General features: G+C 58.9%; 19 protein-coding genes. 8 read left to right on the forward strand and 11 right to left on the reverse strand.

The window, feature by feature from the left end; genetic code table 11:
- Positions 1-3: 3 nt before the first annotated feature.
- From D8U73_RS28720 to rpsB, 10 genes are all read right to left on the reverse strand, one after another.
- Entirely contained in the window at positions 4-507 is a 504-nt protein-coding gene (locus D8U73_RS28720; RefSeq protein WP_008057318.1) for an OmpH family outer membrane protein, read from the reverse strand.
- 45 nt (positions 508-552) lie between these two features.
- Entirely contained in the window at positions 553-2,940 is a 2,388-nt protein-coding gene (gene bamA, locus D8U73_RS28725; protein WP_056856243.1) for an outer membrane protein assembly factor BamA, read from the reverse strand.
- Positions 2,941-3,014: 74 nt separating this feature from the next.
- On the reverse strand, positions 3,015-4,367 hold the full coding sequence (gene rseP / locus D8U73_RS28730) for a sigma E protease regulator RseP (protein WP_056856244.1): 1,353 nt from the start codon (positions 4,365-4,367) through the stop codon (positions 3,015-3,017).
- A 53-nt stretch (positions 4,368-4,420) separates the two neighbouring features.
- Entirely contained in the window at positions 4,421-5,611 is a 1,191-nt protein-coding gene (gene ispC / locus D8U73_RS28735) for a 1-deoxy-D-xylulose-5-phosphate reductoisomerase (RefSeq protein WP_130906374.1), read from the reverse strand.
- A complete protein-coding gene (locus D8U73_RS28740) occupies positions 5,608-6,414 on the reverse strand; it encodes a phosphatidate cytidylyltransferase (protein ID WP_056856246.1) in 807 nt (268 codons plus the stop codon). Before D8U73_RS28740 ends, ispC begins: the two co-directional genes overlap by 4 nt.
- Entirely contained in the window at positions 6,414-7,169 is a 756-nt protein-coding gene (gene uppS, locus D8U73_RS28745; protein ID WP_056856247.1) for a polyprenyl diphosphate synthase, read from the reverse strand. Before uppS ends, D8U73_RS28740 begins: the two co-directional genes overlap by 1 nt.
- Before the next feature lie 13 nt (positions 7,170-7,182).
- On the reverse strand, positions 7,183-7,740 hold the full coding sequence (gene frr, locus D8U73_RS28750) for a ribosome recycling factor (RefSeq protein ID WP_008000041.1): 558 nt from the start codon (positions 7,738-7,740) through the stop codon (positions 7,183-7,185).
- A complete protein-coding gene (gene pyrH, locus D8U73_RS28755) occupies positions 7,737-8,480 on the reverse strand; it encodes a UMP kinase (RefSeq protein ID WP_003198235.1) in 744 nt (247 codons plus the stop codon). The genes frr and pyrH overlap by 4 nt, the downstream gene beginning before the upstream one ends.
- A 210-nt stretch (positions 8,481-8,690) precedes the next feature.
- Entirely contained in the window at positions 8,691-9,554 is an 864-nt protein-coding gene (gene tsf, locus D8U73_RS28760; RefSeq protein WP_056856248.1) for a translation elongation factor Ts, read from the reverse strand.
- A gap of 192 nt (positions 9,555-9,746) precedes the next feature.
- On the reverse strand, positions 9,747-10,484 hold the full coding sequence (rpsB, locus tag D8U73_RS28765) for a 30S ribosomal protein S2 (RefSeq protein ID WP_008057307.1): 738 nt from the start codon (positions 10,482-10,484) through the stop codon (positions 9,747-9,749).
- 371 nt (positions 10,485-10,855) lie between these two features.
- Between rpsB and map the strand changes: the two genes are divergently transcribed.
- The 7 genes from map to D8U73_RS28800 all read left to right on the forward strand — a co-directional run bounded on the left by map (position 10,856) and on the right by D8U73_RS28800 (position 19,047).
- Positions 10,856-11,638 (forward strand): type I methionyl aminopeptidase, encoded by a 783-nt coding sequence (map, locus tag D8U73_RS28770; RefSeq protein WP_130906375.1) that lies wholly within the window; start codon positions 10,856-10,858, stop codon positions 11,636-11,638.
- Positions 11,639-11,679: 41 nt separating this feature from the next.
- On the forward strand, positions 11,680-14,382 hold the full coding sequence (locus tag D8U73_RS28775; protein ID WP_056856250.1) for a [protein-PII] uridylyltransferase: 2,703 nt from the start codon (positions 11,680-11,682) through the stop codon (positions 14,380-14,382).
- A 159-nt stretch (positions 14,383-14,541) separates the two neighbouring features.
- Entirely contained in the window at positions 14,542-15,744 is a 1,203-nt protein-coding gene (gene dapC / locus D8U73_RS28780) for a succinyldiaminopimelate transaminase (protein WP_056856251.1), read from the forward strand.
- Positions 15,745-15,873: 129 nt separating this feature from the next.
- On the forward strand, positions 15,874-16,236 hold the full coding sequence (locus tag D8U73_RS28785) for an ArsC family reductase (protein WP_130906376.1): 363 nt from the start codon (positions 15,874-15,876) through the stop codon (positions 16,234-16,236).
- Positions 16,237-16,268: 32 nt separating this feature from the next.
- Entirely contained in the window at positions 16,269-17,303 is a 1,035-nt protein-coding gene (dapD, locus tag D8U73_RS28790) for a 2,3,4,5-tetrahydropyridine-2,6-dicarboxylate N-succinyltransferase (RefSeq protein ID WP_056856253.1), read from the forward strand.
- 137 nt (positions 17,304-17,440) lie between these two features.
- Positions 17,441-18,646: a cysteine desulfurase gene (locus D8U73_RS28795; protein ID WP_130906377.1), complete on the forward strand. Its 1,206-nt coding sequence runs from the start codon at positions 17,441-17,443 to the stop codon at positions 18,644-18,646.
- The gene (locus D8U73_RS28800; RefSeq protein ID WP_130906378.1) at positions 18,643-19,047 is read left to right on the forward strand and encodes a SufE family protein; all 405 of its coding nucleotides are present in this window, start codon (positions 18,643-18,645) and stop codon (positions 19,045-19,047) included. The genes D8U73_RS28795 and D8U73_RS28800 overlap by 4 nt, the downstream gene beginning before the upstream one ends.
- 120 nt (positions 19,048-19,167) lie before the next feature.
- On the opposite strand, the gene tcdA is transcribed toward D8U73_RS28800, so the two are convergent.
- Entirely contained in the window at positions 19,168-19,986 is an 819-nt protein-coding gene (gene tcdA / locus D8U73_RS28805) for a tRNA cyclic N6-threonylcarbamoyladenosine(37) synthase TcdA (RefSeq protein WP_130906379.1), read from the reverse strand.
- 264 nt (positions 19,987-20,250) lie between these two features.
- Here tcdA and D8U73_RS28810 point away from each other — a divergent pair, with 264 nt between their 5' ends.
- Positions 20,251-22,842 carry a glycosyltransferase gene (locus tag D8U73_RS28810; RefSeq protein ID WP_130906380.1) on the forward strand — a complete coding sequence of 864 codons (2,592 nt, stop codon included), beginning with the start codon at positions 20,251-20,253 and terminating at the stop codon, positions 22,840-22,842.
- Positions 22,843-22,982 lie beyond the last annotated feature (140 nt).

Consider the following 22,982-nt stretch of genomic DNA (forward strand, 5'->3'; position numbering starts at 1 on the left):
GGATTACTTCAGCTGATTCATGCGCTCGATAACCTGGCGCGTGATGTCGTACTGAGGCTTGACATCAATCACGGCGCCACGCTCGAAGACCAGGTCAAAAGCACCTTTCTTGATGACTTCTTCCACTGCGCTATCGAGTTTCGGCTTGAGCTGCTTCAGCATTTCACGGTCGGCAACAGCCTTGGCTTCGTTCAGCTCCTTGGACTGGAACTGGAAGTCACGAGCCTTTTGCTTGAATTCAAGCTCCAGACGCTCACGCTCGCCTTGCTGCATTTTGTCGCCACCGGCCATCAGACGATCCTGAATACCCTTGGCGCTGCTTTCCAGAGTTTTGAGCTTGCTCAGCTGGGGACCGAACTTTTTCTCGGCATCCACGGCGTACTTCTTGGCCGCATCGGATTCCAGCAGGGCCATCTGATAGTTCAGAACGGCGATTTTCATGTCGGCAAATGCCGGGCCTGCTACCAGTACGGAAGCCAGGAGAACCAATTGAGTCAACTTACGCACGATGCACTCCTACAAAATCCATTGTCGTTATCTTGGGGCAGACGCTTAGAACGTCTGACCGAGGGAGAATTGGAACACTTGAGTTTCAGCTTCATCCGGTTTCTTGACTGGCATGGCCAACGCGAAACTCAAAGGACCCAGTGCGGTGACCCATGTCACACCTACACCAACGGAACTGGCCAAATTACTCAGGCTGATATCGTTGCACTTGGTATTGGACTTCGTGCCATCCGCGTTTGTGGTATCCGAGCAGGACGAATCGAATACGTTACCGACATCCCAGAATACCGAAGTGCGCAGGGAACGCTGATCCTTGACGAACGGCAGCGGGAACAGAACTTCCACACCGCCCTGGATCAGGACATTACCACCAAACGGCAGCGGGTCCTGGTCCGGGTCAAATTGAGTGCCAGCGTTACCGGTAATGGCCTGACCGCGGCTCGGGGTACTGCGAGGACCCAAAGTGCTGTCCTTGAAGCCACGAACCGAGTTGAAACCACCAGCATAGTAGTTTTCATAGAATGGCAAGCCATCGGTCGAACCGTAACCATCGCCATAACCCAGTTCGGTATGCAGGCGCATGGTGTAGTTCTCGCTCAATGGCTGGAACAGTTGGCCACGGTAGTCGAGCTTGAAGAACGACAGATCGCTGCCCGGTGTTGTGGTTTCCAGTACCAGGCTCTGGGAATGGCCACGTGTCGCCAGTACGCCCTTGTTCAACGTGGACTCGGACCAACCGGCCGAAGCCTTGAAGTTCAGGTACTTGTCGCCTTCCTGCTCAACGAAGTCGAAGATCTCGTCAACGGTGTAGACACCGGTCTTGATTTCGTCCTGTTGAGCCGTCAGACCGAAGGTCAGACGCGAAGTCTCGCTGATCGGGTAGCCGACGCTGACGCCCGCGCCCAGGCTGTCTACGGAGTAGCTGGCCACGTCGACGTCGAGGTCGTCGTAGTCGGTGGTGCGATAGAAAGCGTTGTAACCCAGGCTTACACCATCAGCAGTCCAGTAGGGGTCGACATAACCGAAGTTATAGCGGCTCTGGTATTCGCTGCGGGTCAAGCCGATGCTGACCTTGTTACCGGTACCGAGGAAGTTGTTCTGGGTGATCGAACCACCAAGGATCAGGCCCGCGCTCTGGGCGAAACCGACACTGGCGGTAATCGAACCGGAAGCTTGCTCTTCCACACTGTAGTTGACGTCGACCTGGTCATCGACACCCGGCACAGCCGGCGTCTCGACGTTGACTTCCTTGAAGAAGCCCAGACGTTCCAGACGGGTCTTGGACTGGTCGATCAGATAGGTCGACGCCCAGCCACCTTCCATCTGACGCATTTCACGACGCAGCACTTCGTCTTCGGACTTGGTGTTGCCGCGGAAGTTGATGCGGTTCACGTAGGCACGCTTGCCCGGATCGACCGCGAAGGTGATGTCTACGGTGTGGTCTTCATCGTGAGGCTGTGGCACGCCGTTGACGTTGGCGAAGGTATAGCCTTCGTTACCCAGTCGACGGGTGATCAGTTCGGAAGTGGTGGTCATCAGCTTGCGCGAGAATACCTGGCCTTTCTGTACCAGCAGCAGGGACTTGACCTGGTCTTCCGGCACCTTCAGATCGCCGCTCAGTTTCACATCACGAACGGTGTACTTGTCGCCTTCGTTGATGTTGACGGTGATGTAGACGTGTTTCTTGTCCGGCGTGATGGACACCTGGGTCGAAGCGATATCCATGTTGATATAGCCACGGTCCAGGTAGTAGGAACGCAGACGTTCCAGGTCACCGGAAAGCTTTTCACGGGCGTACTTGTCATCGTTCTTGAAGAACGACAGCCAGTTGGTGGTCTTGAGTTCGAACAGGTCGATCAGGTCTTCGTCAGGGAAGACGGTGTTGCCCACCACGTTGATGTGCTGGATCGCCGCAACGGTGCCTTCGTTGATGTTGACCTTCAGGCCGACGCGGTTACGCGGCTGCGGCACCACTTCGGTGTCGACGGTAGCGGAGTAGCGACCCTGAGCGACGTACTGGCGCTGCAGTTCATTACGCACGCCTTCAAGGGTGGCACGCTGGAAGATTTCGCCTTCGGCCAGACCGGACTGCTTCAGGCCCTTCATCAGGTCTTCAGTGGAGATCGCCTTGTTACCTTCGATCTCGATACTGGCAACCGACGGACGCTCGACTACCGTAATGACAAGGACGTTGCCATCGCGGCCCAGCTGGATATCTTGAAAGAACCCGGTTTTGAACAGCGCACGAGTGGATTCCACCAGGCGACGATCATCCGCCTGTTCACCGACGTTCAACGGCAAAGCACCAAAGACGCTACCCGCGGAGACCCGCTGGAGGCCATTGACGCGAATATCAGAGATAGTGAAGGACTCGGCGTGAACTTCGGCGATCATCAATACGGTGAGAACCGCAGTTAGCAGCAGACGTTTCATGAAGTCCTTTCTTATTCCAACTGGCAATAAACAAACTGCCGCAAAATGCGGCAGATTCGCAATTCAGCGAAGTGTTACAGACGACCCAGATCATTGACCAGAGCAAGCAACATCACTCCGACCACCAAACTGATACCGATCTGTATCCCCCAACCTTGCACCCGATCCGACAAGGGACGACCACGCGCCCACTCGATCAGATAAAACAACAAATGCCCCCCATCCAGCACAGGAATGGGCAGCAAATTCAGAACCCCCAGGCTAATACTCAGATAAGCAAGGAAATTCAGGAAATCAGCAACACCCGACTGGGCCGAAGCGCCCGCCACTTTAGCAATGGTTATCGGTCCACTCAAGTTTTTTACCGAGAGCTCACCGAACAACATTTTCTTCAGTGAATCGAGAGTCAGCAGGCTCATGGTCCAGGTGCGTTTGGCCCCTTCGCCAATTGCGGCCAGAGGCCCGTAACTAACCTCGCGGATCATTTCCGGCGGCCAGTCGACCGCTTTCACCCCAGCCCCAAGATAGCCACTGGGCGCCTTGCTCTCGCCGCGGGCAGCGAGCGTCACCGGGACGTCGATTTGAGCACCATCGCGCTCAACCCGCAGCATGATTTTGGTATCAGGACGCAAACGCACGGTGTCGACCACCTGCTGCCAGTCGTCCAGCGACTTGCCATCGAGCGCCAGCAAGCGGTCACCCATTTTCAGCCCGGCGGCCTGCGCCGGACCTTTCGGATCCAGTTCAGCCAGGACCGGCGGCAGTGCCGGACGCCACGGACGAATCCCCAGCGAACGGATCGGATCCGGTTCATCAGCACCCTTGAGCCATTTGTCCAAAGCCAGCTCACGAGGCGAATCCATCGAAGAGCCCTGATCGCGAACCAGCACTTGCAATGAACCGCTCTCCCCAAGGCGACGGACCAATTGCAAATTCACCGCCGCCCAACCGGAGGTCGGTTCGCCGTCGATGGAAATGATCTCCTGACCAGCAGTCAAGCCCGCCCTGGCGGCGATACTGCCGGACTCCACGGCGCCGATGACCGGGCGCACCTGCTCGCTGCCGAGCATGGCCAACACCCAGAAAAACACTAACGCCAACAGAAAGTTGGCAATAGGGCCGGCCGCCACGATTGCAATGCGCTGGCGAACCGACTTGCGATTGAAGGATTGATCGACCTGATCAGCCGGAACCTCGCCTTCACGCTCATCGAGCATTTTTACGTAGCCACCCAGCGGGATGGCAGCCACCACGAACTCGGTGCCTTGCTTGTCGTGCCAGCGCAGGAGCGGCATGCCGAAGCCTACGGAGAAACGCAGCACTTTGACCCCGCAGCGACGCGCGACCCAGAAATGGCCGAACTCGTGGAAGGTAACCAGCACACCCAAAGCCACCAGGGTGCCGACAATCATATAGAGCGCGCTCATCTACTTTCTCCGCATTCCTATCCGGTGCCGCATGGGTCAACGCGTTGCAGCACTCACCGCCCGTGACGACTCAACCACTGTTCAGCCAGCAGACGCGCTTTCGCATCCGCCGTGAACACTGCCTCAAGATCATCGACTGCCACTACAGGCTCAAGATTCAAGGTTTCTTCGATGATACTCGCGATTTCCGGGTAACGAACCCGTCCGTCGAGAAACGCGGCCACAGCTACCTCATTCGCAGCATTGAGCATCGCCGGAGCACTGTTGCCCGCCTCTGCCGCCAGCCGCGCCAGACGCAGGCAAGGGAAGCGCTCTTCATCCGGTGCCTGGAAATCCAGGCGTGCGATGGCAAACAAGTCCAGCGGCGGCACCCCTGAATCGATCCGCTCCGGCCAGGCCAGCGCGTTGGCGATCGGCGTGCGCATGTCCGGGTTACCCAATTGCGCCAAAACCGAACCATCGATGTAGTCGACCAGCGAATGAATCACGCTTTGCGGGTGAATCACCACCTCGACCTGGGATGGCTTGGCATCGAACAGCCAACAGGCCTCGATCAGCTCAAGCCCCTTGTTCATCATGCTGGCCGAATCGACCGAAATCTTGCGCCCCATCGACCAGTTAGGGTGGGCGCACGCTTGCTCAGGTGAAACATGCGCCAACTCAGCCATGGGCGTCTGTCGGAACGGACCACCGGAGGCCGTCAGTAAAATCCGACGTACACCGACCGAGCTCAGACCCCGTGCAAAATCCACTGGCATGCATTGGAAGATCGCATTGTGCTCACTGTCGATCGGCAGCAATACCGAGCCACTTTTACGCACCGCCTGCATGAATAACGCACCGGACATGACCAGCGCTTCTTTGTTGGCGAGGAGAATCTTCTTGCCTGCCTCGACCGCTGCCAGCGTCGGGCGCAGCCCTGCCGCACCGACAATGGCCGCCATGACTGCATCCACTTCAGGATCGGCAGCCACCTGACACAAGCCTTCCTCCCCCACCAGCACCCGGGTCGACAGGCCTGCCGCACGCAAATCATCCTGCAAGCTGCGTGCAGCGCCAGCTTCCGGCACAACAGCAAATCGTGGCGTATGCCGCACGCACAATGCCAGCAATTCACTCAAACGAGTGAATCCGCTCAGGGCATAGGCTTGATAGCGCTCGGGATGGCGAGCGATGACGTCGAGGGTGCTCAAACCGATCGAGCCGGTCGCCCCCAGAACGGTAATCTGCTGGGGACGGCTCATGGTGCCGCCATCCACAACAGCACGGCGAATACGGGAATGGCTGCCGTCAGGCTGTCAATCCGGTCCAGCACGCCGCCATGCCCCGGCAGCAGATTGCTGCTGTCCTTGATCCCGGATTGGCGCTTGAACATGCTTTCGGTCAGATCGCCCACAACCGAAATAAACACAATCACAGCGGCGCAGATCAGGCCCTTGAACAGCTCGGCAACGGTCCAGTCACGCACAAAGCCGACAATCACGGTGATGACCAGACTCAAGGCCAGGCCGCCATAGACACCTTCCCAGCTCTTGCCAGGGCTGACCTGCGGTGCCAGCTTGCGCTTGCCGAAAGCCCGGCCGGAAAAGTACGCACCGATATCAGCACCCCAGACCAGCACCATCACCGCCATGATCAGCCAGTTGCCCAAAGGCTGCTGCTTGATCTGAACCAGGCCTTGCCAGGCCGGCAGCAGGATCAGCAGGCCGATCACCAGTTTGCAGGCCGCGCTGGCCCAATGCTCGCTGGAGCGCGGGTACGTCAGCACCAGATAGGTTGCAACGCCCCACCACAGTACCGAAGCCCCCAGCACCCAAGGTGCAAGCCCGGGCAGGATGTACATGATAAACAGCATCAACGCGACGACAGCGGCATAGGCAACGCGTGCAGGCTGGGCAGTGAAGCCCGCCAGACGCGCCCACTCCCAGGCACCGAGGGTCACGACCAGCCCGATGAACAGCGCAAAACCGGAGCCCTCGAGCAGGAAAAACCCGCCCAAGGCAATCGGCAGCAGGATCAGCGCGGTGATGATTCGTTGTTTAAGCATTAAACCCGGGCTCCAGCCTCGACCTGCTCGCTCGTTTTACCGAAGCGACGCTGGCGGGATGCGAAATCGGCCAGTGCATTACGCATGGCATCGTGTTTGAAGTCCGGCCAGAACAGGTCGGAGAAATACAACTCGGCGTAAGCCAGCTGCCACAGCAGGAAGTTGCTGATGCGATGCTCGCCACCGGTACGGATGCACAAGTCCGGCAACGGCAGGTCGCCGGTCGCCAGACAGGTTTGCAGCAAATCCGGGGTGATGTCTTCCGGACGCAGGTGCCCGGCCTGGACTTCACGCGCCAGACGCTGGGCGGCCTGCGCGATATCCCACTGACCACCGTAGTTGGCCGCGATCTGCAGGACGAAACGGTTGGCGCCCGCGGTCATGGTTTCGGCTTCACGCATGGCAGCCTGAAGCTCCGGATGAAAGCGCGAACGATCACCGATGATACGCAGGCTGATGTTGTTGTCGTTGAGGCGCTTGGCCTCACGACGCAATGCCTTGAAGAACAAATCCATCAAGGCACTGACCTCATCGGCCGGGCGCTGCCAGTTCTCACTGGAGAACGCAAACAGGGTCAAGACCTCGACCCCCGACTCCGCACATACCTCGATGACCGCACGAACCGCATCGACACCCGCTTTATGCCCGGCGACACCCGGCATAAAGCGTTTTTTCGCCCAGCGATTATTACCATCCATGATGATCGCGACATGGCGCGGCACCGCGGTGGGCGCAATCTGCTTGGTCTTTTCCATGAAAACTCGACCCTTATACGGCCATCAGGTCTTTTTCTTTCTGCGCCAGATCCGCGTCGATTTTAGCCACGAACTTCTTGGTCAGATCATCGATTTCGCCAGTGGCGCGACGTTCTTCGTCTTCGCTGATCTCTTTTTCCTTGACCAGATCCTTGAGCTGGCTGTTCGCATCACGACGGATGTTGCGCACGGCAACACGGGCGTCTTCTGCAACATCGCGAGCCTGCTTGGTGAAGCCCTTGCGGGTTTCTTCAGTCAGGGCCGGCATGGAGATCAGCAGCAACTCACCCAGGTTGGTCGGGTTGAGGTTCAGGCCGGCGCTACCGATTGCCTTGTCGACAGCACCCAGCATGTTGCGCTCGAAGGCAACGACTTGCAGGGTGCGCGCATCTTTGACGGTGATGTTGGCGACTTGCTTGATCGGCGTGTCGGAGCCGTAGTAAGGCACCATCACACCTTCCAGAATGCTTGGGTGCGCCTGGCCGGTACGGATACGGCCGAAGTTGTGCGCCAGCGATTCCACGGACTTCTGCATGCGCTCTTGAGCGTCTTTCTTGATTTCGTTGATCATTGTTGAACTTCCTCGATCAGGGTTCCTTCAGCGCCACCATGTACGATATTAAGCAGGGCGCCGGGTTTGTTCATGTTAAATACGCGCAGCGGCATCTTGTGATCGCGGCACAGGCAGATGGCCGTCAGATCCATCACACCCAGCTTGCGATCCAGCACTTCATCGTAGGTCAGATGATCGAACTTCTCGGCGTGCGGGTCTTTGAATGGATCTGCGGTGTACACACCATCGACCTTGGTTGCCTTGAGTACGACATCAGCGTCGATTTCGATTGCGCGCAGGCAGGCAGCCGAATCCGTAGTAAAGAACGGGTTACCAGTACCGGCCGCGAAAATCACGACTTCCTTGGAGTTCAGGTGACGCATGGCTTTGCGGCGATCGTAGTGATCGGTCACACCTACCATGGAAATGGCCGACATCACGATGGCGGAGATATTGGCACGTTCAAGCGCATCGCGCATGGCCAGAGCGTTCATCACAGTGGCCAGCATGCCCATGTGGTCGCCCGTTACCCGATCCATGCCGGCCGCGCTCAGCGCCGCACCGCGGAACAGGTTGCCACCGCCGATCACCAGACCGACCTGCACACCGATGCCGACCAGTTGGCCGACTTCCAGCGCCATGCGATCCAGGACTTTCGGATCGATCCCGAACTCTTCCGAGCCCATCAGGGCCTCGCCGCTAAGTTTGAGTAGAATGCGTTTATAGCGAGCCTGATAACCACTGCCCTGCTGAGCCATTGCGAATCTCTCCTGCGGCGTATTTTAAAAAATTCTTTGCGAGCTGTTTTCAGCTGGCGTTCACTCTAGCTTGGCGCTGCTTCAGCGCCATCGGAACATGGCTTTGTAAGCCAGTTCCAAAAGGAAACCAATAAAAATTGGCAGCCCATCTGAAAAGAGGCTGCGCGCGTGAGCGGGCAGCCTCTTCAGGGCGACAGTTAAAAAACCGTCTTATTGCTTGGCAGCAGCCAGTTGGGCAGCAACTTCTTCTGCGAAGTTGTCCACTGGCTTCTCGATGCCTTCGCCTACTTTGAAGTAGGTGAAGGAAACGATTTCAGCACCGGCTTTCTTGGCCAGCTCGCCAACCTTGATTTCAGGGTTCTTGACGAACGCCTGCTCAACCAGGCTTGCTTCGGCCAGGAACTTGCTGATACGGCCTTTGACCATGTTCTCAACAATGTTTTCTGGCTTGCCTTTGATTTTTTCTTCGTTCAGCTGCAGGAACACAGCCTTTTCACGCTCGATGGCTTCGGCGGAAACTTCCGAAGGCAGCAGGAACTCAGGGTTGCTGGCTGCTACGTGCATAGCGATGTCTTTGGCCAGGTCAACGTCGCCGCCTTTGAGTACAACGACAACACCGATCTTGTTACCGTGCAGGTAACCACCAACAACATCACCTTCAACGCGAACCAGGCGACGGATGTTGACGTTTTCGCCAACTTTGGCCACCAGGGCTTCACGAGCCGATTCCTGAGCGGCGATCAGCGGAGCTGCGTCGGTCAGTTTTTCGGCGAAGGCTTTTTCGACGCTGGCGGCAACGAAGTTCTTGAAATCGTCTTGCAGGGCCAGGAAGTCGGTCTGCGAGTTCACTTCCAGCAGCACGGCAGACTTGTCGTCAGCCTTGAGGGCGATAGCGCCTTCAGCGGCAACGTTGCCGGCTTTCTTGGCGGCCTTGATGGCGCCCGAAGCACGCATGTCATCAATGGCTTTTTCGATGTCGCCGCCAGCCTTGGTCAAGGCCTTTTTGCAGTCCATCATGCCTTCGCCAGTACGCTCGCGCAGTTCTTTGACCAACGCTGCAGTAATCTCTGCCATTTCAAAATTCCTCTTGGATAGGTTATCAACCATTCCACCCGATCGAACGGGCGTTCAATTCTTCCCGAACCACCCTTGTAAGCTGCTGCACGTTACAAATGCTGTAGCTGCGCCGCCGACAAGTGGTTTTCGAGGTGGCAAAAAGGGGGCCAAGCCCCCTTTTTGCTTACTGAGTCAACGCCAGGGCGTCAATTACTCAGCTGCAGCTGCCGGAGCTTCTTCAACGAAAACTTCGGTGCCGCCAGCAACGTTGTTGCGACCACGGATAACAGCGTCAGCCATCGAACCCATGTACAGCTGGATAGCGCGGATTGCGTCATCGTTGCCTGGGATGATGTAGTCAACGCCTTCCGGGCTGCTGTTGGTATCGACTACGCCGATAACCGGGATGCCCAGCTTGTTGGCTTCGGTGATCGCGATGCGCTCGTGATCAACGTCGATAACGAACAGAGCGTCTGGCAGACCGCCCATGTCCTTGATACCACCCAGGGAACGATCCAGCTTTTCCAGGTCACGGGAGCGCATCAGCGCTTCTTTCTTGGTCAGCTTGGCGAAAGTACCGTCTTCGGCTTGTACTTCAAGGTCACGCAGACGCTTGATGGAAGCACGGATGGTCTTGAAGTTGGTCAGCATGCCGCCCAACCAGCGGTGATCGACGTACGGCGAACCGCAACGTGCTGCTTCTTCAGCAACGATCTTGCCAGCGGAACGCTTGGTGCCGACGAACAGAATCTTGTTTTTGCCCTGGGCCAGACGCTCTACGAAAGTCAGAGCTTCGTTGAACATTGGCAGGGTTTTTTCAAGGTTGATGATGTGGATCTTGTTACGCGCGCCGAAAATGTATTTACCCATTTTCGGGTTCCAGTAACGGGTCTGGTGACCGAAGTGCACACCGGCCTTCAGCATATCGCGCATGTTGACTTGGGACATGATAGTTCCTTAATAAGTCGGGTTTGGCCTCCACGTATCCCAATGACCAACCAGCAGCATCAGCTGAAGGCACCCAGGTCATCGTGTCGACACGTGTGTGGATTTAGGCTTTTCGGGGCATCCCCGGAAAGCGGCGCATTTTATATCACAGGGCAGGGAAAAACGGAACCCGGATTCTGAAAACCTGGCAACCAGGGCACTCCCGCCCTTGGAATCCGCCCAGAATGCACCATTCTATAGAGAGAAGCGATGCACAGAGGCGCGGATTTGCGCTGATCGTCTGATAGAATCGCGTTTTTCAGGGCTGCGAAGATCGATCGCGCAACGCCCTTTTCGTAAAGAAAGCGCCATCGAGCGCAGAGAGAGCCTGTATGACCGTCACCCTCAAAACTCCCGAGGACATCGCAAAAATGCGCATCGCCGGCAAACTGGCCGCCGATGTGCTGGAAATGATTGCCGAACATGTCAAACCGGGCGTGACCACCGAAGAACTCGACCGCATCTGCCACGACTACATCGTCAACGAGCAGAAGGCCATTCCGGCCCCGCTCAATTACAAGAGCTTTCCTAAATCCATCTGCACCTCGATCAACCACGTGGTCTGCCACGGGATCCCGAACGAGAAGCCGCTGAAGGATGGCGACACCCTGAACATCGACGTCACCGTCATCAAGGACGGTTACCACGGCGATACCAGCCGCATGTTCCACGTCGGCAGCGTGCCGGTCTGGGCCGAGCGCCTGTCGCAAGTGACCCAGGAATGCATGTACAAGGCCATCGAACTGGTCAAACCCGGCTGCCGCCTGGGCGATATTGGTGAAGTGATTCAGAAGCACGCTGAAAAGAACGGTTTTTCGGTGGTTCGCGAGTTCTGCGGCCACGGTATCGGCAAAGTGTTCCACGAAGAGCCGCAGATCCTGCACTACGGCCGCGCCGGCACCGGCATGGAACTGAAGGCCGGCATGACCTTCACCATCGAGCCGATGATCAATCAGGGTCGCGCCGACACCAAAGTGCTGGGCGACGGCTGGACCGCGATCACCAAGGACCGCAAGCTCTCGGCTCAGTGGGAACACACCCTGCTGGTGACCGAAACCGGCTACGAGATCTTCACCCTGCGCAGCGATGACACCATCCCCCGCGTCTCGGCCTGATCCCGTTACCGTACCCAGCCTATAGAAAGGAAAGCCAAACGATGCCGCAGGTGGACCCCGAACTCTTCGACCGCGGCCAGTTCCAGGCTGAACTGGCCCTGAAGGCAAGCCCTATCGCTGCTTTCAAGAAGGCCATCCGTCAGGCCCGCGAAGTGCTCGATGCACGTTTTCGCAGCGGCCGGGATATCCGTCGGTTGATCGAGGATCGCGCCTGGTTCGTCGATAACATCCTGCAAAAGGCCTGGGAACAGTTCGACTGGAGTGAAGACGCCGACATCGCGCTGGTCGCGGTCGGCGGCTACGGCCGTGGTGAATTGCACCCCTATTCCGATATCGACCTGTTGATTTTGCTCGACAGCGCCGACCACGAAGTTTTCCGTGATTCCATCGAGCGTTTTCTGACGCTGCTGTGGGACATTGGCCTGGAAGTGGGTCAGAGCGTTCGGTCGGTCGACGAATGCGCCGTCGAGGCCCGAGCCGACCTGACGGTGGTGACCAATCTCATGGAGAGCCGGACCATTACCGGCCCCGAACATCTGCGCCAGCGCATGCTTGACGTCACCAGCACCGCGCACATGTGGCCAAGCAAGGACTTCTTCCTGGCCAAGCGCGCCGAGCAGAAGGCCCGCCACCACAAATACAACGACACCGAATACAACCTGGAACCCAACGTCAAGGGTTCGCCCGGCGGCTTGCGTGATATCCAGACGATTCTATGGTTCGCCCGTCGCGAGTACGGCACCCTGAACCTGCGTGCCTTGGCCGGAGAAGGTTTCCTGGTCGAAAGCGAGAACGCCCTGCTTGCCTCTTCCCAGGAATTTCTGTGGAAGGTGCGTTACGCCCTGCACATGCTCGCCGGTCGCGCCGAAGACCGCCTGCTGTTCGACCACCAGCGCACCATCGCCGGTCTGTTGGGGTTTGAAGGTGACGACGCCAAGCAAGCCGTCGAAAACTTCATGCAGCAGTATTTCCGCGTGGTCATGAGCATTGCCCAGCTCAGCGACCTGATCATCCAGCACTTCGAGGAAGTCATCCTCGCGCCGGAGGATGAGGCGCCGCCGCAACCGATCAACTCGCGATTCCAGTTGCACGACGGCTACATCGAGGCGCGCAACGACAATGTGTTCCGCCGCACACCGTTCGCCATGCTGGAAATCTTCGTACTGATGGCGCAGCAGCCGGAAATCAAAGGCGTACGCGCCGACACCATTCGCCTGCTGCGTGAAAATCGTCATCTGATCGACGACGACTTCCGCAACGATATCCGCAACACCAGCCTGTTCATCGAGCTGTTCAAATGCAAGATCGGTATCCATCGCAACCTGCGCCGGATGAACCGCTACGGCATCCTCGGGCGTTATTTGCCGGAGTTCGGTTTCATCGTCGGGCAGATGCAACACGACCTGTTTCACATCTATACGGTCGATGCCCACACGCTGAACCTGATCAAACACCTGCGCAAGTTGCAGTACACCCAGGTATCGGAAAAATTTCCGCTGGCCGCCAAGCTCATGGCCAAGCTGCCCAAGCCGGAGCTGATCTACATGGCCGGGCTGTACCACGACATTGGCAAGGGCCGGCATGGTGATCATTCGGACATCGGTGCCGTGGACGCCGAGGCCTTTTGCCAGCGCCACCAGTTGCCGCTGTGGGACAGCCGCCTGATCGTCTGGCTGGTCCAGAACCACTTGATGATGTCGACCACCGCCCAGCGCAAGGACTTGTCCGACCCGCAGGTGATCCACGATTTCGCGCAGACCGTCGGCGATGAAACCCGCCTCGACTACCTGTACGTGCTGACCGTCGCCGACATCAATGCCACCAACCCGACGCTGTGGAACTCCTGGCGCGCCAGCCTGTTGCGCCAGCTCTACACCGAGACCAAGCGTGCGCTGCGTCGCGGCCTGGAGAACCCGGTGGATCGCGAAGAGCAGATTCGCCAGACCCAGAGCGCCGCCCTGGACATTCTGGTACGCGGCGGTACCGATCCGGATGACGTCGAGCAGTTGTGGGCACAATTGGGCGATGACTATTTCCTGCGTCACACCGCCGGCGATGTCGCCTGGCACAGCGATGCGATCCTCCAGCAGCCGGCAGATGGCGGGCCGTTGGTGCTGATCAAGGAAACCACCCAGCGGGAATTCGAGGGCGGTACGCAGATCTTCATCTATGCACCGGACCAGCACGACTTCTTTGCCGTGACCGTGGCCGCGATGGACCAGCTCAACCTGAACATCCATGACGCCCGGGTCATCACCTCCAGCAGCCAGTTCACCCTCGACACCTACATCGTGCTCGACACCGACGGCGACTCGATCGGCGACAACCCGGCTCGGGTCAAGCAGATCCGCGACGGCTTGACCGAAGCCCTGCGCAATCCGGATAACTACCCGACCATCATCCAGCGTCGGGTGCCGCGCCAGCTCAAGCATTTCGCCTTTGCCCCACAAGTCACGATCCACAACGATGCGCAGCGCCCGGTCACCGTGCTGGAACTGACCGCACCTGATCGTCCCGGCTTGTTGGCACGCATCGGCACGATTTTCCTGGAGTTCGACCTGTCGCTGCAGAACGCCAAGATCGCCACCCTCGGCGAGCGCGTGGAAGACGTGTTTTTCATCACCGACGCCAACAACCACCCGCTGTCCGACCCGCTGCTGTGCAGCCGGTTGCAGGATGCGATCGTCGAGCAGTTGAGCGTCAATCAGGAACCCGATATCAAACTGTCGCGCATCAGCATCTGACTTAACAACGGCCCGCCCCTCTGTAGGAGCGAGCCTGCTCGCGATGGACCCGAGGACGCCACGGGGTAACAGCCCCCCAGTGTCATCGATGACGACCATCGCGAGCAGGCTCGCTCCTACAGGGATCAGCGCCGCCCCAACACCGAACGAGATTTATCGATGAACAACGCTCTGTCCCAGCTCCAGCCCTACCCGTTCGAGAAACTCCGCGCCCTGCTTGGCAGCGTCACACCCAACCCCGACAAACGCCCTATCGCGCTGTCGATCGGCGAACCGAAGCACCGTTCGCCAAGCTTCGTTGCCGAAGCCCTGGCCAGCAATCTGGAAAAAATGGCGGTGTACCCGACCACCCTCGGCGTCCCGGAGCTGCGTGAAGCCATCGCTGCCTGGTGCGAGCGGCGTTTCGGCGTGCCAGACGGCTGGATCGATCCGGCGCGCAACGTGCTGCCCGTCAACGGCACTCGCGAAGCGCTGTTCGCATTCACCCAGACCGTGGTCAACCGTGGCGATGACGCGCTGGTCGTCAGTCCGAACCCGTTCTACCAGATCTACGAAGGCGCGGCGTTCCTCGCCGGGGCCAAGCCGCATTACCTGCCATGCCTGGACGAGAATGGCTTCAATCCAGACTTCGAGGCTGTGTCGCCAGACATCTGGAAACGCTGCCAGATCCTGTTCCTGTGCTCGCCAGGCAATCCGACTGGTGCATTGATCCCGGTCGACACGCTGAAGAAGCTGATCGCCCTGGCCGACCAATACGACTTCGTGATCGCCGCCGACGAGTGCTACAGCGAACTGTACTTCGACGAACAAACCCCTCCGCCGGGCCTGCTCAGCGCCTGCGTGGAACTGGGTCGCAAGGACTTCAAGCGTTGCGTGGTGTTCCACAGCCTGTCCAAGCGTTCCAACTTGCCTGGTTTGCGTTCGGGCTTTGTCGCAGGTGACGCCGACATTCTTAAAGGCTTCCTGCTCTATCGCACCTATCACGGCTGCGCGATGCCGGTGCAAACGCAACTGGCCAGCGTTGCCGCATGGAACGACGAAGTGCATGTGCGCGCCAACCGTGCGCTGTATCGCGAGAAATATGATGCGGTGTTGGAGATTTTAAGCCCGGTCATGGATGTGCAGCGCCCGGACGGTGGTTTTTACTTGTGGCCGAACGTCGAGGGTGATGACGAAGCGTTCTGTCGTGATTTGTTCGCGCAGGAACATGTAACGGTGGTGCCAGGTTCTTATCTGTCCCGTGAAGTCGATGGCGCCAATCCGGGTGCGGGGCGTGTGCGCCTGGCATTGGTTGCACCGTTGGCGGAGTGTGTCGAAGCGGCAGAACGGATTCGAGCGTTCATCATTCGCCATCGCCTGTAAAGTCAATGGCCCGAACAGCGCAATGCCGTCCGGGCCGCAGACAAACCCGAGCCCGGCCGACGCGAAACCGTCCGGTCATGGCATAATCCGTCACCTTTTTTCTCCAGCACCTGTAAAGGGGGCAATTCCTTGACCGTTTCAAGTAAAACGTTGCACCTTTTCGGCATCAAGGCCTGCGACACCATGAAAAAGGCGCGCACCTGGCTCGATGAACACGCTGTCAGCTATGACTTTCATGATTACAAGGCGCTCGGAATCGACCGGGAACACCTGACCCAATGGTGCAACGAGCACGGCTGGGAAGTGGTGTTGAACCGCGCAGGCACGACCTTTCGCAAGCTCGACGACGAACGCAAAGCCGATCTCGACCAGTCGAAAGCCATTGAACTGATGCTCGCACAACCTTCGATGATCAAGCGCCCGGTGCTCGATCTCGGTGACCGAACCCTGATTGGCTTCAAGCCAGATATCTACGCGGCCGCGCTCAAGTAAGCAGCCCGTTTCAATTTGTTAGAGGTATCAACATGTCCACTACCCTGTTCAGCCTGGCCTTTGGTGTCGGCACTCAAAACCGTGAAGGCGCATGGCTGGAAGTGTTCTACGCGCAGCCGTTGCTCAACCCGTCGGCCGAACTGGTCGCCGCCATCGCGCCGATCCTGGGCTACAGCGAAGGCAATCAGGCCATCGCATTCACCACGGCTCAGGCCTCGCAACTGGCCGAAGCCGTCAAAGGCGTCGACGCTGCCCAGGCTGCCCTGCTGACCCGTCTGGCCGAGAGCCACAAGCCACTGGTCGCCACCTTGCTGGCTGAAGACGCGCAACTGTCTTCGACCCCTGAGGCGTACCTCAAGCTGCACTTGCTGTCCCATCGTCTGGTCAAGCCGCACGGCCTGAACCTGGCTGGCATCTTCCCGTTGCTGCCGAACGTGGCCTGGACCAGCCAGGGCGCGATCGACCTGGGCGAACTGGCCGAACACCAACTGGAAGCGCGCCTGCGTGGCGAGCTGCTGGAAGTGTTCTCGGTGGACAAGTTCCCGAAAATGACCGACTACGTGGTACCGGCCGGCGTGCGCATCGCTGACGCGGCGCGTCTGCGTCTGGGTGCCTACGTGGGCGAAGGCACCACCGTGATGCACGAAGGCTTCATCAACTTCAACGCTGGCACCGAAGGCCCGGGCATGATCGAAGGTCGCGTCTCGGCTGGCGTGTTCGTCGGCAAGGGTTCAGACCTGGGCGGCGGTTGCTCGACCATGGGCACCCTGTCGGGCGGCGGCAACATCGTGATCAAGGTTGGTGAAGGCTGCCTGATCGGCGCCAACGCCGGTATCGGCATTCCATTGGGTGACCGCAATACCGTTGAGTCCGGCCTGTATGTGACCGCTGGTACCAAAGTGGCGCTGCTGGACGAGAAAAACCAACTGGTCAAAGTGGTGAAGGCTCGTGAACTGGCCGGCCAGGCCGACCTGCTGTTCCGTCGCAATTCGGAAACCGGCGCTGTGGAATGCAAAACCCACAAATCGGCTATCGAACTGAACGAAGCGCTGCACGCTCACAACTAAGCAGCGCATCATCGCCCCTCTGTAGGAGCATGGCTTGCCCGCGATGCTTTTGGCGGTCCAAAGGCCCCATCGCGAGCAAGCTTTGCTCCCACAGTAGTGCGGTGTAACCCCGCCCATGTTCACCAGGGCCCGATAACATGCTGATTCCCTCTCCCTGGCGCGCCGATTTTCCAGCCATCGCCGCCCTGCAACGGCAAGGCCAGACTTATCTGGACAACGCCGCCACCACGCAAAAACCTCAAGCCCTGCTGGATGCCCTGGCGCATTACTATGCCAACGGCGCAGCCAACGTGCATCGGGCACAACATTTGCCCGGCGCCCATGCCACCCAGGCGTTCGAGGACAGCCGCCGCAAAGTCGCGCAATGGCTCAATGCCGCTGACCGCGGGCAGATCATCTTTACCCATGGCGCGACGTCCGCGCTGAATCTGCTGGCTTATGGCCTGGAGCATCTATTCCATCCGGGCGACGAGATTGTCATCAGCGCCCTGGAGCATCACGCCAACCTGCTGCCGTGGCAGCAACTGGCGCACCGCCGTGAGCTGAAACTGGTGGTCCTGCCACTGGATGCCGACGGTGTGATCGATCTTGAAGCCGCCACCGGCTTGATCGGTCCGCGCACGCGTCTGTTGGCCGTCAGCCAATTGTCCAACGTGATCGGCGCCTGGCAGCCTTTGCCTGCGCTGCTGGCAATGGCCAAGGCGCACAACGCCTTGACCGTGGTCGACGGCGCGCAAGGCGTGGTCCATGGTCGCCATGATGTGCAGGCGCTGGGTTGCGACTTTTATGTGTTTTCCAGCCACAAGCTCTACGGCCCCGATGGCCTCGGTGCGTTGTTCGGTCGCAATGAAGCGTTGCAACGACTGCGCCCCTGGCAGTTCGGCGGCGAGATGGTACTGGACGCCAACTACCACGACGCACGCTTTCGCCCGGCGCCATTGGGATTCGAGGCCGGGACACCACCGATCGCCAGTGTGATCGGTCTTGGGGCGACACTGGACTATCTCGCCGCTCTCGATCAGGACGCGGTGTCCGCCCATGAAGCGGCGCTGCACGACTATCTGCTCAAAGGCCTTGCTGCACGCAATGGCGTCCACTTGCTGGGCAAGCCACAGTTGGCACTGGTCAGTTTTACTGTCGAAGGTGTGCATAACTCTGACTTGGCGCACTTGCTGACCGAACAAGGGATCGCGGTGCGCGCCGGTCATCACTGCGCCATGCCGTTGCTCAAGAGCTTCCATCTGGCCGGAGCGATTCGGGTGTCGTTGGCGTTGTATAACGATTCCGAAGATCTGGAGCGGTTCTTTGAAGCACTGGATCAAGCGCTGGAGCTGTTGCGATGAACCTGCCTGCCGATGCCGTGACGGCACTCGAAACCTTTCAAAACGCGGCCGGCTGGGAACAGCGGGCGCGCCTGCTGATGCAGTGGGGCGATCGCCTGCCTGCGTTGAGCGATGCGCAAATGTGTGATGCCAACCGTGTGCACGGCTGTGAAAGTCAGGTGTGGCTGGTAGGCGAATTACGCGACGGGCACTGGCGATTCAGCGCCAACAGCGATGCGCGATTGATTCGTGGATTGGTGGCGTTGTTGTTGGCGCGGGTTAACGGGTTGTCGGCGGTGGAGTTGCGGCAGGTGGATTTGGCGGATTGGTTCAATCAGTTGGGATTGGGGCGACAGTTATCAGAGTCGCGCAGCAATGGCCTGAATGCCGTACTACAGCGGATGCGCGAACTGGCCGCCTGACCGATCGTTCCCACGCTCTGCGTGGGAATGCCTCAAGGGACGCTCCGCGTTCCAGCTCTGGAAAGGGACGCGGAGCGTCCCGGGCTGCATTCCCACGCAGAGCGTGGGAACGATCATCGATCATACCGCAGGTTTTACCCGATCCGCCGGCCGCCGCACACCCGCCACAATCTTGTCCACAGCCTTGGTCGCCGCGACCATGCCGAATGTCGCCGTCACCATCATCACGGCGCCAAAACCACCGGCGCAGTCGAGCTTCACACCCTCACCGACAAAACTCTTCTGCAAACAAATACTGCCGTCCGGTTTCGGGTAGCGCAGTTGCTCGGTGGAAAACACGCACGGCACGCTGTAGTGGCGGGTTACGGTGCGGGAGAAGCCGTAGTCACGGCGCAAGGTGGAACGGACTTTCGAGGCCAGCGGATCATTGAAGGTGCGGTTGAGGTCGCAGACCTGGATCAGCGTCGGATCGATCTGCCCGCCAGCACCGCCGGTGGTGATGATCTGGATTTTGCGGCGTTTGCACCAAGCGATCAGCGCTGCCTTGGCGTTGACGCTGTCGATGCAATCGATCACGCAGTCGATGTTCGGCGTGATGTATTCAGCCATGGTGTCACGGGTAACGAAGTCAGGCACTGCATGCACCGTGCAATCCGGGTTGATCCCGCGCAGGCGCTCGGCCATCACCTCGACCTTGGGTTTGCCGACAGTGCTGTCCAGTGCATGCAACTGACGGTTGGCATTGCTGACGCAGACGTCGTCGAGGTCGAACAACGATATTTCGCCTACACCACACCGGGCCATGGCTTCCGCCGCCCAGGAACCGACGCCGCCGACGCCGACGATCGCCACATGGGCGGCTTTCAAGCGCTCAAGGCCTTCGATGCCATACAAACGGGCGATGCCAGCAAACCGCGGATCTTCTGTACTCATGACCATTACCCTAAAAACCGGCGCGCATTATAGGGCCACCGACGGTCAAGAGCATCATTACGCTATGAACGGACATCTTCCGGAAAAACTACATCGAACGAAGATTTACCTGACGCGCTCTAACCAAAGAACTTAAACCGACTTGGATTGCCCAACGTCCGGCATTTCCCTGTCCGGTGTACGTTCAGTGAACCGCCAGTGTAGGATGCGCGCCCTTCTACGGCCGCCGACCGTTTATTTGTTCCACAGTCTTTGGAACCCGAAATAGCTATGTCATCGCGTAAATTTGGACTCAACCTGGTGGTGGTACTCGCCATCGCCGCCTTGTTTACCGGCTTCTGGGCGCTGATCAATCGCCCGGTGACCGCTCCCAACTGGCCTGAACAGATCTCCGGCTTCTCGTATTCGCCGTTTCAGCAAGGCCAATTCCCACAGAAAGAACAGTACCCGACCGACGATCAAATGCGTCGCGACCTGGAGATCATGAGCAAGTTGACGGACAACATCCGTACTTACTCGGTCGACGGTGCGCTGCAGAACATCCCCAAACTGGCGGAAGAGTTCGGCCTGCGGGTAACCCTGGGGATCTGGATCAGTCCGGACCAGGAACGCAACGAACGGGAAATCACCCGCGCCATCGAAATCGCCAACTCCTCGCGCAGTGTGGTTCGCGTGGTGGTCGGCAACGAGGCGATCTTCCGCAAGGAAATCACCGCCGCAGAACTGAGCGTGATCCTCGATCGCGTCCGTGCTGCCGTGAAAGTGCCGGTGACCACCTCCGAGCAGTGGCACGTGTGGGAAGAACACCCGGAACTGGCCAAGCACGTTGACCTGATCGCCGCTCACGTCCTGCCTTATTGGGAATTCATCCCGATGGACAAGGCCGGGCAGTTCGTCCTCGACCGCGCCCGCGACCTGAAAAAGATGTTCCCGAAAAAACCGTTGCTGCTGTCCGAAGTCGGCTGGCCGAGCAACGGCCGCATGCGCGGCGGTGCCGATGCATCGCCGGCGGATCAAGCGATCTACCTGCGCACGCTGGTCAACAAACTCAACCGCCAGGGTTTCAACTACTTCGTCATCGAAGCGTTTGACCAACCATGGAAAGCCAGTGACGAAGGCTCGGTGGGCGCTTATTGGGGCGTGTTCAACGCTGCGCGCCAGCAGAAATTCAACTTCGAAGGCCCGGTGGTCGCGATCCCGCAATGGCGCGTACTGGCCATCGGTTCGGTCGTCCTGGCCCTGCTGTCGCTGACCTTGCTGATGATCGACGGCTCGGCCCTGCGCCAGCGTGGCCGTACCTTCTTGACCTTTATCGCGTTCCTTTGCGGTTCGGTACTGGTGTGGATCGGCTATGACTACAGCCAGCAATACAGCACCTGGTTCAGCCTGACGGTCGGCTTTTTGCTCGCCCTTGGCGCGCTCGGGGTGTTTATCGTGCTGCTGACCGAGGCTCACGAGCTGGCTGAAGCGGTGTGGATTCACAAACGGCGCCGGGAATTCCTGCCGGTGGTGGGTGATTCCAGTTACCGGCCAAAAGTCTCGATCCACGTGCCCTGCTACAACGAGCCGCCGGAGATGGTCAAACAGACCCTCAACGCCCTGGCCAATCTCGATTATCCGGACTTCGAAGTCCTGATCATCGATAACAACACCAAGGACCCGGCGGTCTGGGAACCGGTGCGCGATTATTGCGAGACCCTCGGCCCGCGCTTCAAGTTCTTCCACGTCGCGCCTCTGGCCGGTTTCAAGGGCGGCGCGTTGAATTACCTGATTCCGCACACGGCCAAGGATGCCGAAGTGATCGCGGTCATCGACTCCGATTACTGCGTGCACCCGAACTGGCTCAAGCACATGGTGCCGCACTTCGCCGATCCGAAAATCGCCGTGGTGCAGTCGCCGCAGGACTACCGCGACCAGAACGAAAGCACTTTCAAGAAGCTTTGCTATGCGGAATACAAAGGCTTCTTCCACATCGGCATGGTCACCCGCAACGACCGCGATGCGATCATCCAGCACGGCACCATGACCATGACGCGGCGCTCGGTGCTCGAAGAACTGGGCTGGGCCGACTGGTGCATCTGTGAAGACGCCGAACTGGGTCTGCGCGTGTTCGAAAAAGGCCTGTCGGCGGCGTATTACCACGACAGCTACGGCAAAGGCCTGATGCCCGATACCTTCATCGACTTCAAGAAACAGCGGTTCCGCTGGGCCTACGGTGCGATTCAGATCATCAAGCGTCACACCGCCAGCCTGCTGCGCGGCAAGGACACTGAGCTGACCCGCGGTCAGCGCTACCACTTCCTCGCGGGCTGGTTGCCGTGGGTGGCGGACGGCATGAACATTTTCTTCACCGTTGGCGCGTTGTTGTGGTCGGCGGCGATGATCATCGTGCCGCAACGGGTCGATCCACCGCTGCTGATTTTCGCGATCCCGCCATTGGCGCTGTTCGTATTCAAGGTCGGCAAGATCATCTTCCTTTACCGTCGCGCCGTTGGCGTGAACCTCAAGGATGCGTTCTGCGCGGCGCTGGCCGGGCTGGCGTTGTCGCACACCATCGCCAAAGCGGTGTTGTACGGTTTCTTCACCAGCAGCATTCCGTTCTTCCGCACCCCGAAAAATGCCGACAACCACGGGCTCTGGGTGGCGATTTCGGAAGCCCGGGAAGAGGTGTTCATCATGCTGCTGCTGTGGGGCGCTGCCTTGGGGATCTTCCTGGTCAATGGCATGCCGAGCAACGACATGCGGTTCTGGGTGGCCATGTTGCTTGTGCAATCGCTGCCGTATCTGGCGGCGTTGATCATGGCGTTCCTGTCGTCCTTGCCTAAACCGGCGCCAGAGACGCAAACGGCACCTGCCGTCTAAATCTTTGCGGATGCACTAAACGGCGGCCAATGGTCGCCGTTTTGCTTTAAGATAACCGCCATTTTGCGGGGCCAGCCCCTACGCCCTGTAGGAGCAAAGCTTGCTCGCGATGAACGCGACTCGATGTAACAGAACCACCT

The organism is Pseudomonas sp. Sample_22 (assembly GCF_004307635.1).
GTDB lineage: Bacteria > Pseudomonadota > Gammaproteobacteria > Pseudomonadales > Pseudomonadaceae > Aquipseudomonas.

Bases quoted from the DNA above. Each gene is read 5' to 3' on its own strand.
- bamA (WP_056856243.1), bottom strand. From the start codon at position 2,940: ATGAAACGTCTGCTGCTAACTGCGGTTCTCACCGTATTGATGATCGCC.
- rseP (WP_056856244.1), bottom strand. From the start codon at position 4,367: ATGAGCGCGCTCTATATGATTGTCGGCACCCTGGTGGCTTTGGGTGTG.
- ispC (WP_130906374.1), bottom strand. From the start codon at position 5,611: ATGAGCCGTCCCCAGCAGATTACCGTTCTGGGGGCGACCGGCTCGATC.
- D8U73_RS28740 (WP_056856246.1), bottom strand. From the start codon at position 6,414: ATGCTTAAACAACGAATCATCACCGCGCTGATCCTGCTGCCGATTGCC.
- uppS (WP_056856247.1), bottom strand. From the start codon at position 7,169: ATGGAAAAGACCAAGCAGATTGCGCCCACCGCGGTGCCGCGCCATGTC.
- frr (WP_008000041.1), bottom strand. From the start codon at position 7,740: ATGATCAACGAAATCAAGAAAGACGCTCAAGAGCGCATGCAGAAGTCC.
- pyrH (WP_003198235.1), bottom strand. From the start codon at position 8,480: ATGGCTCAGCAGGGCAGTGGTTATCAGGCTCGCTATAAACGCATTCTA.
- tsf (WP_056856248.1), bottom strand. From the start codon at position 9,554: ATGGCAGAGATTACTGCAGCGTTGGTCAAAGAACTGCGCGAGCGTACT.
- rpsB (WP_008057307.1), bottom strand. From the start codon at position 10,484: ATGTCCCAAGTCAACATGCGCGATATGCTGAAGGCCGGTGTGCACTTC.
- map (WP_130906375.1), top strand. From the start codon at position 10,856: ATGACCGTCACCCTCAAAACTCCCGAGGACATCGCAAAAATGCGCATC.
- D8U73_RS28775 (WP_056856250.1), top strand. From the start codon at position 11,680: ATGCCGCAGGTGGACCCCGAACTCTTCGACCGCGGCCAGTTCCAGGCT.
- dapC (WP_056856251.1), top strand. From the start codon at position 14,542: ATGAACAACGCTCTGTCCCAGCTCCAGCCCTACCCGTTCGAGAAACTC.
- dapD (WP_056856253.1), top strand. From the start codon at position 16,269: ATGTCCACTACCCTGTTCAGCCTGGCCTTTGGTGTCGGCACTCAAAAC.
- D8U73_RS28795 (WP_130906377.1), top strand. From the start codon at position 17,441: ATGCTGATTCCCTCTCCCTGGCGCGCCGATTTTCCAGCCATCGCCGCC.
- D8U73_RS28800 (WP_130906378.1), top strand. From the start codon at position 18,643: ATGAACCTGCCTGCCGATGCCGTGACGGCACTCGAAACCTTTCAAAAC.
- tcdA (WP_130906379.1), bottom strand. From the start codon at position 19,986: ATGGTCATGAGTACAGAAGATCCGCGGTTTGCTGGCATCGCCCGTTTG.
- D8U73_RS28810 (WP_130906380.1), top strand. From the start codon at position 20,251: ATGTCATCGCGTAAATTTGGACTCAACCTGGTGGTGGTACTCGCCATC.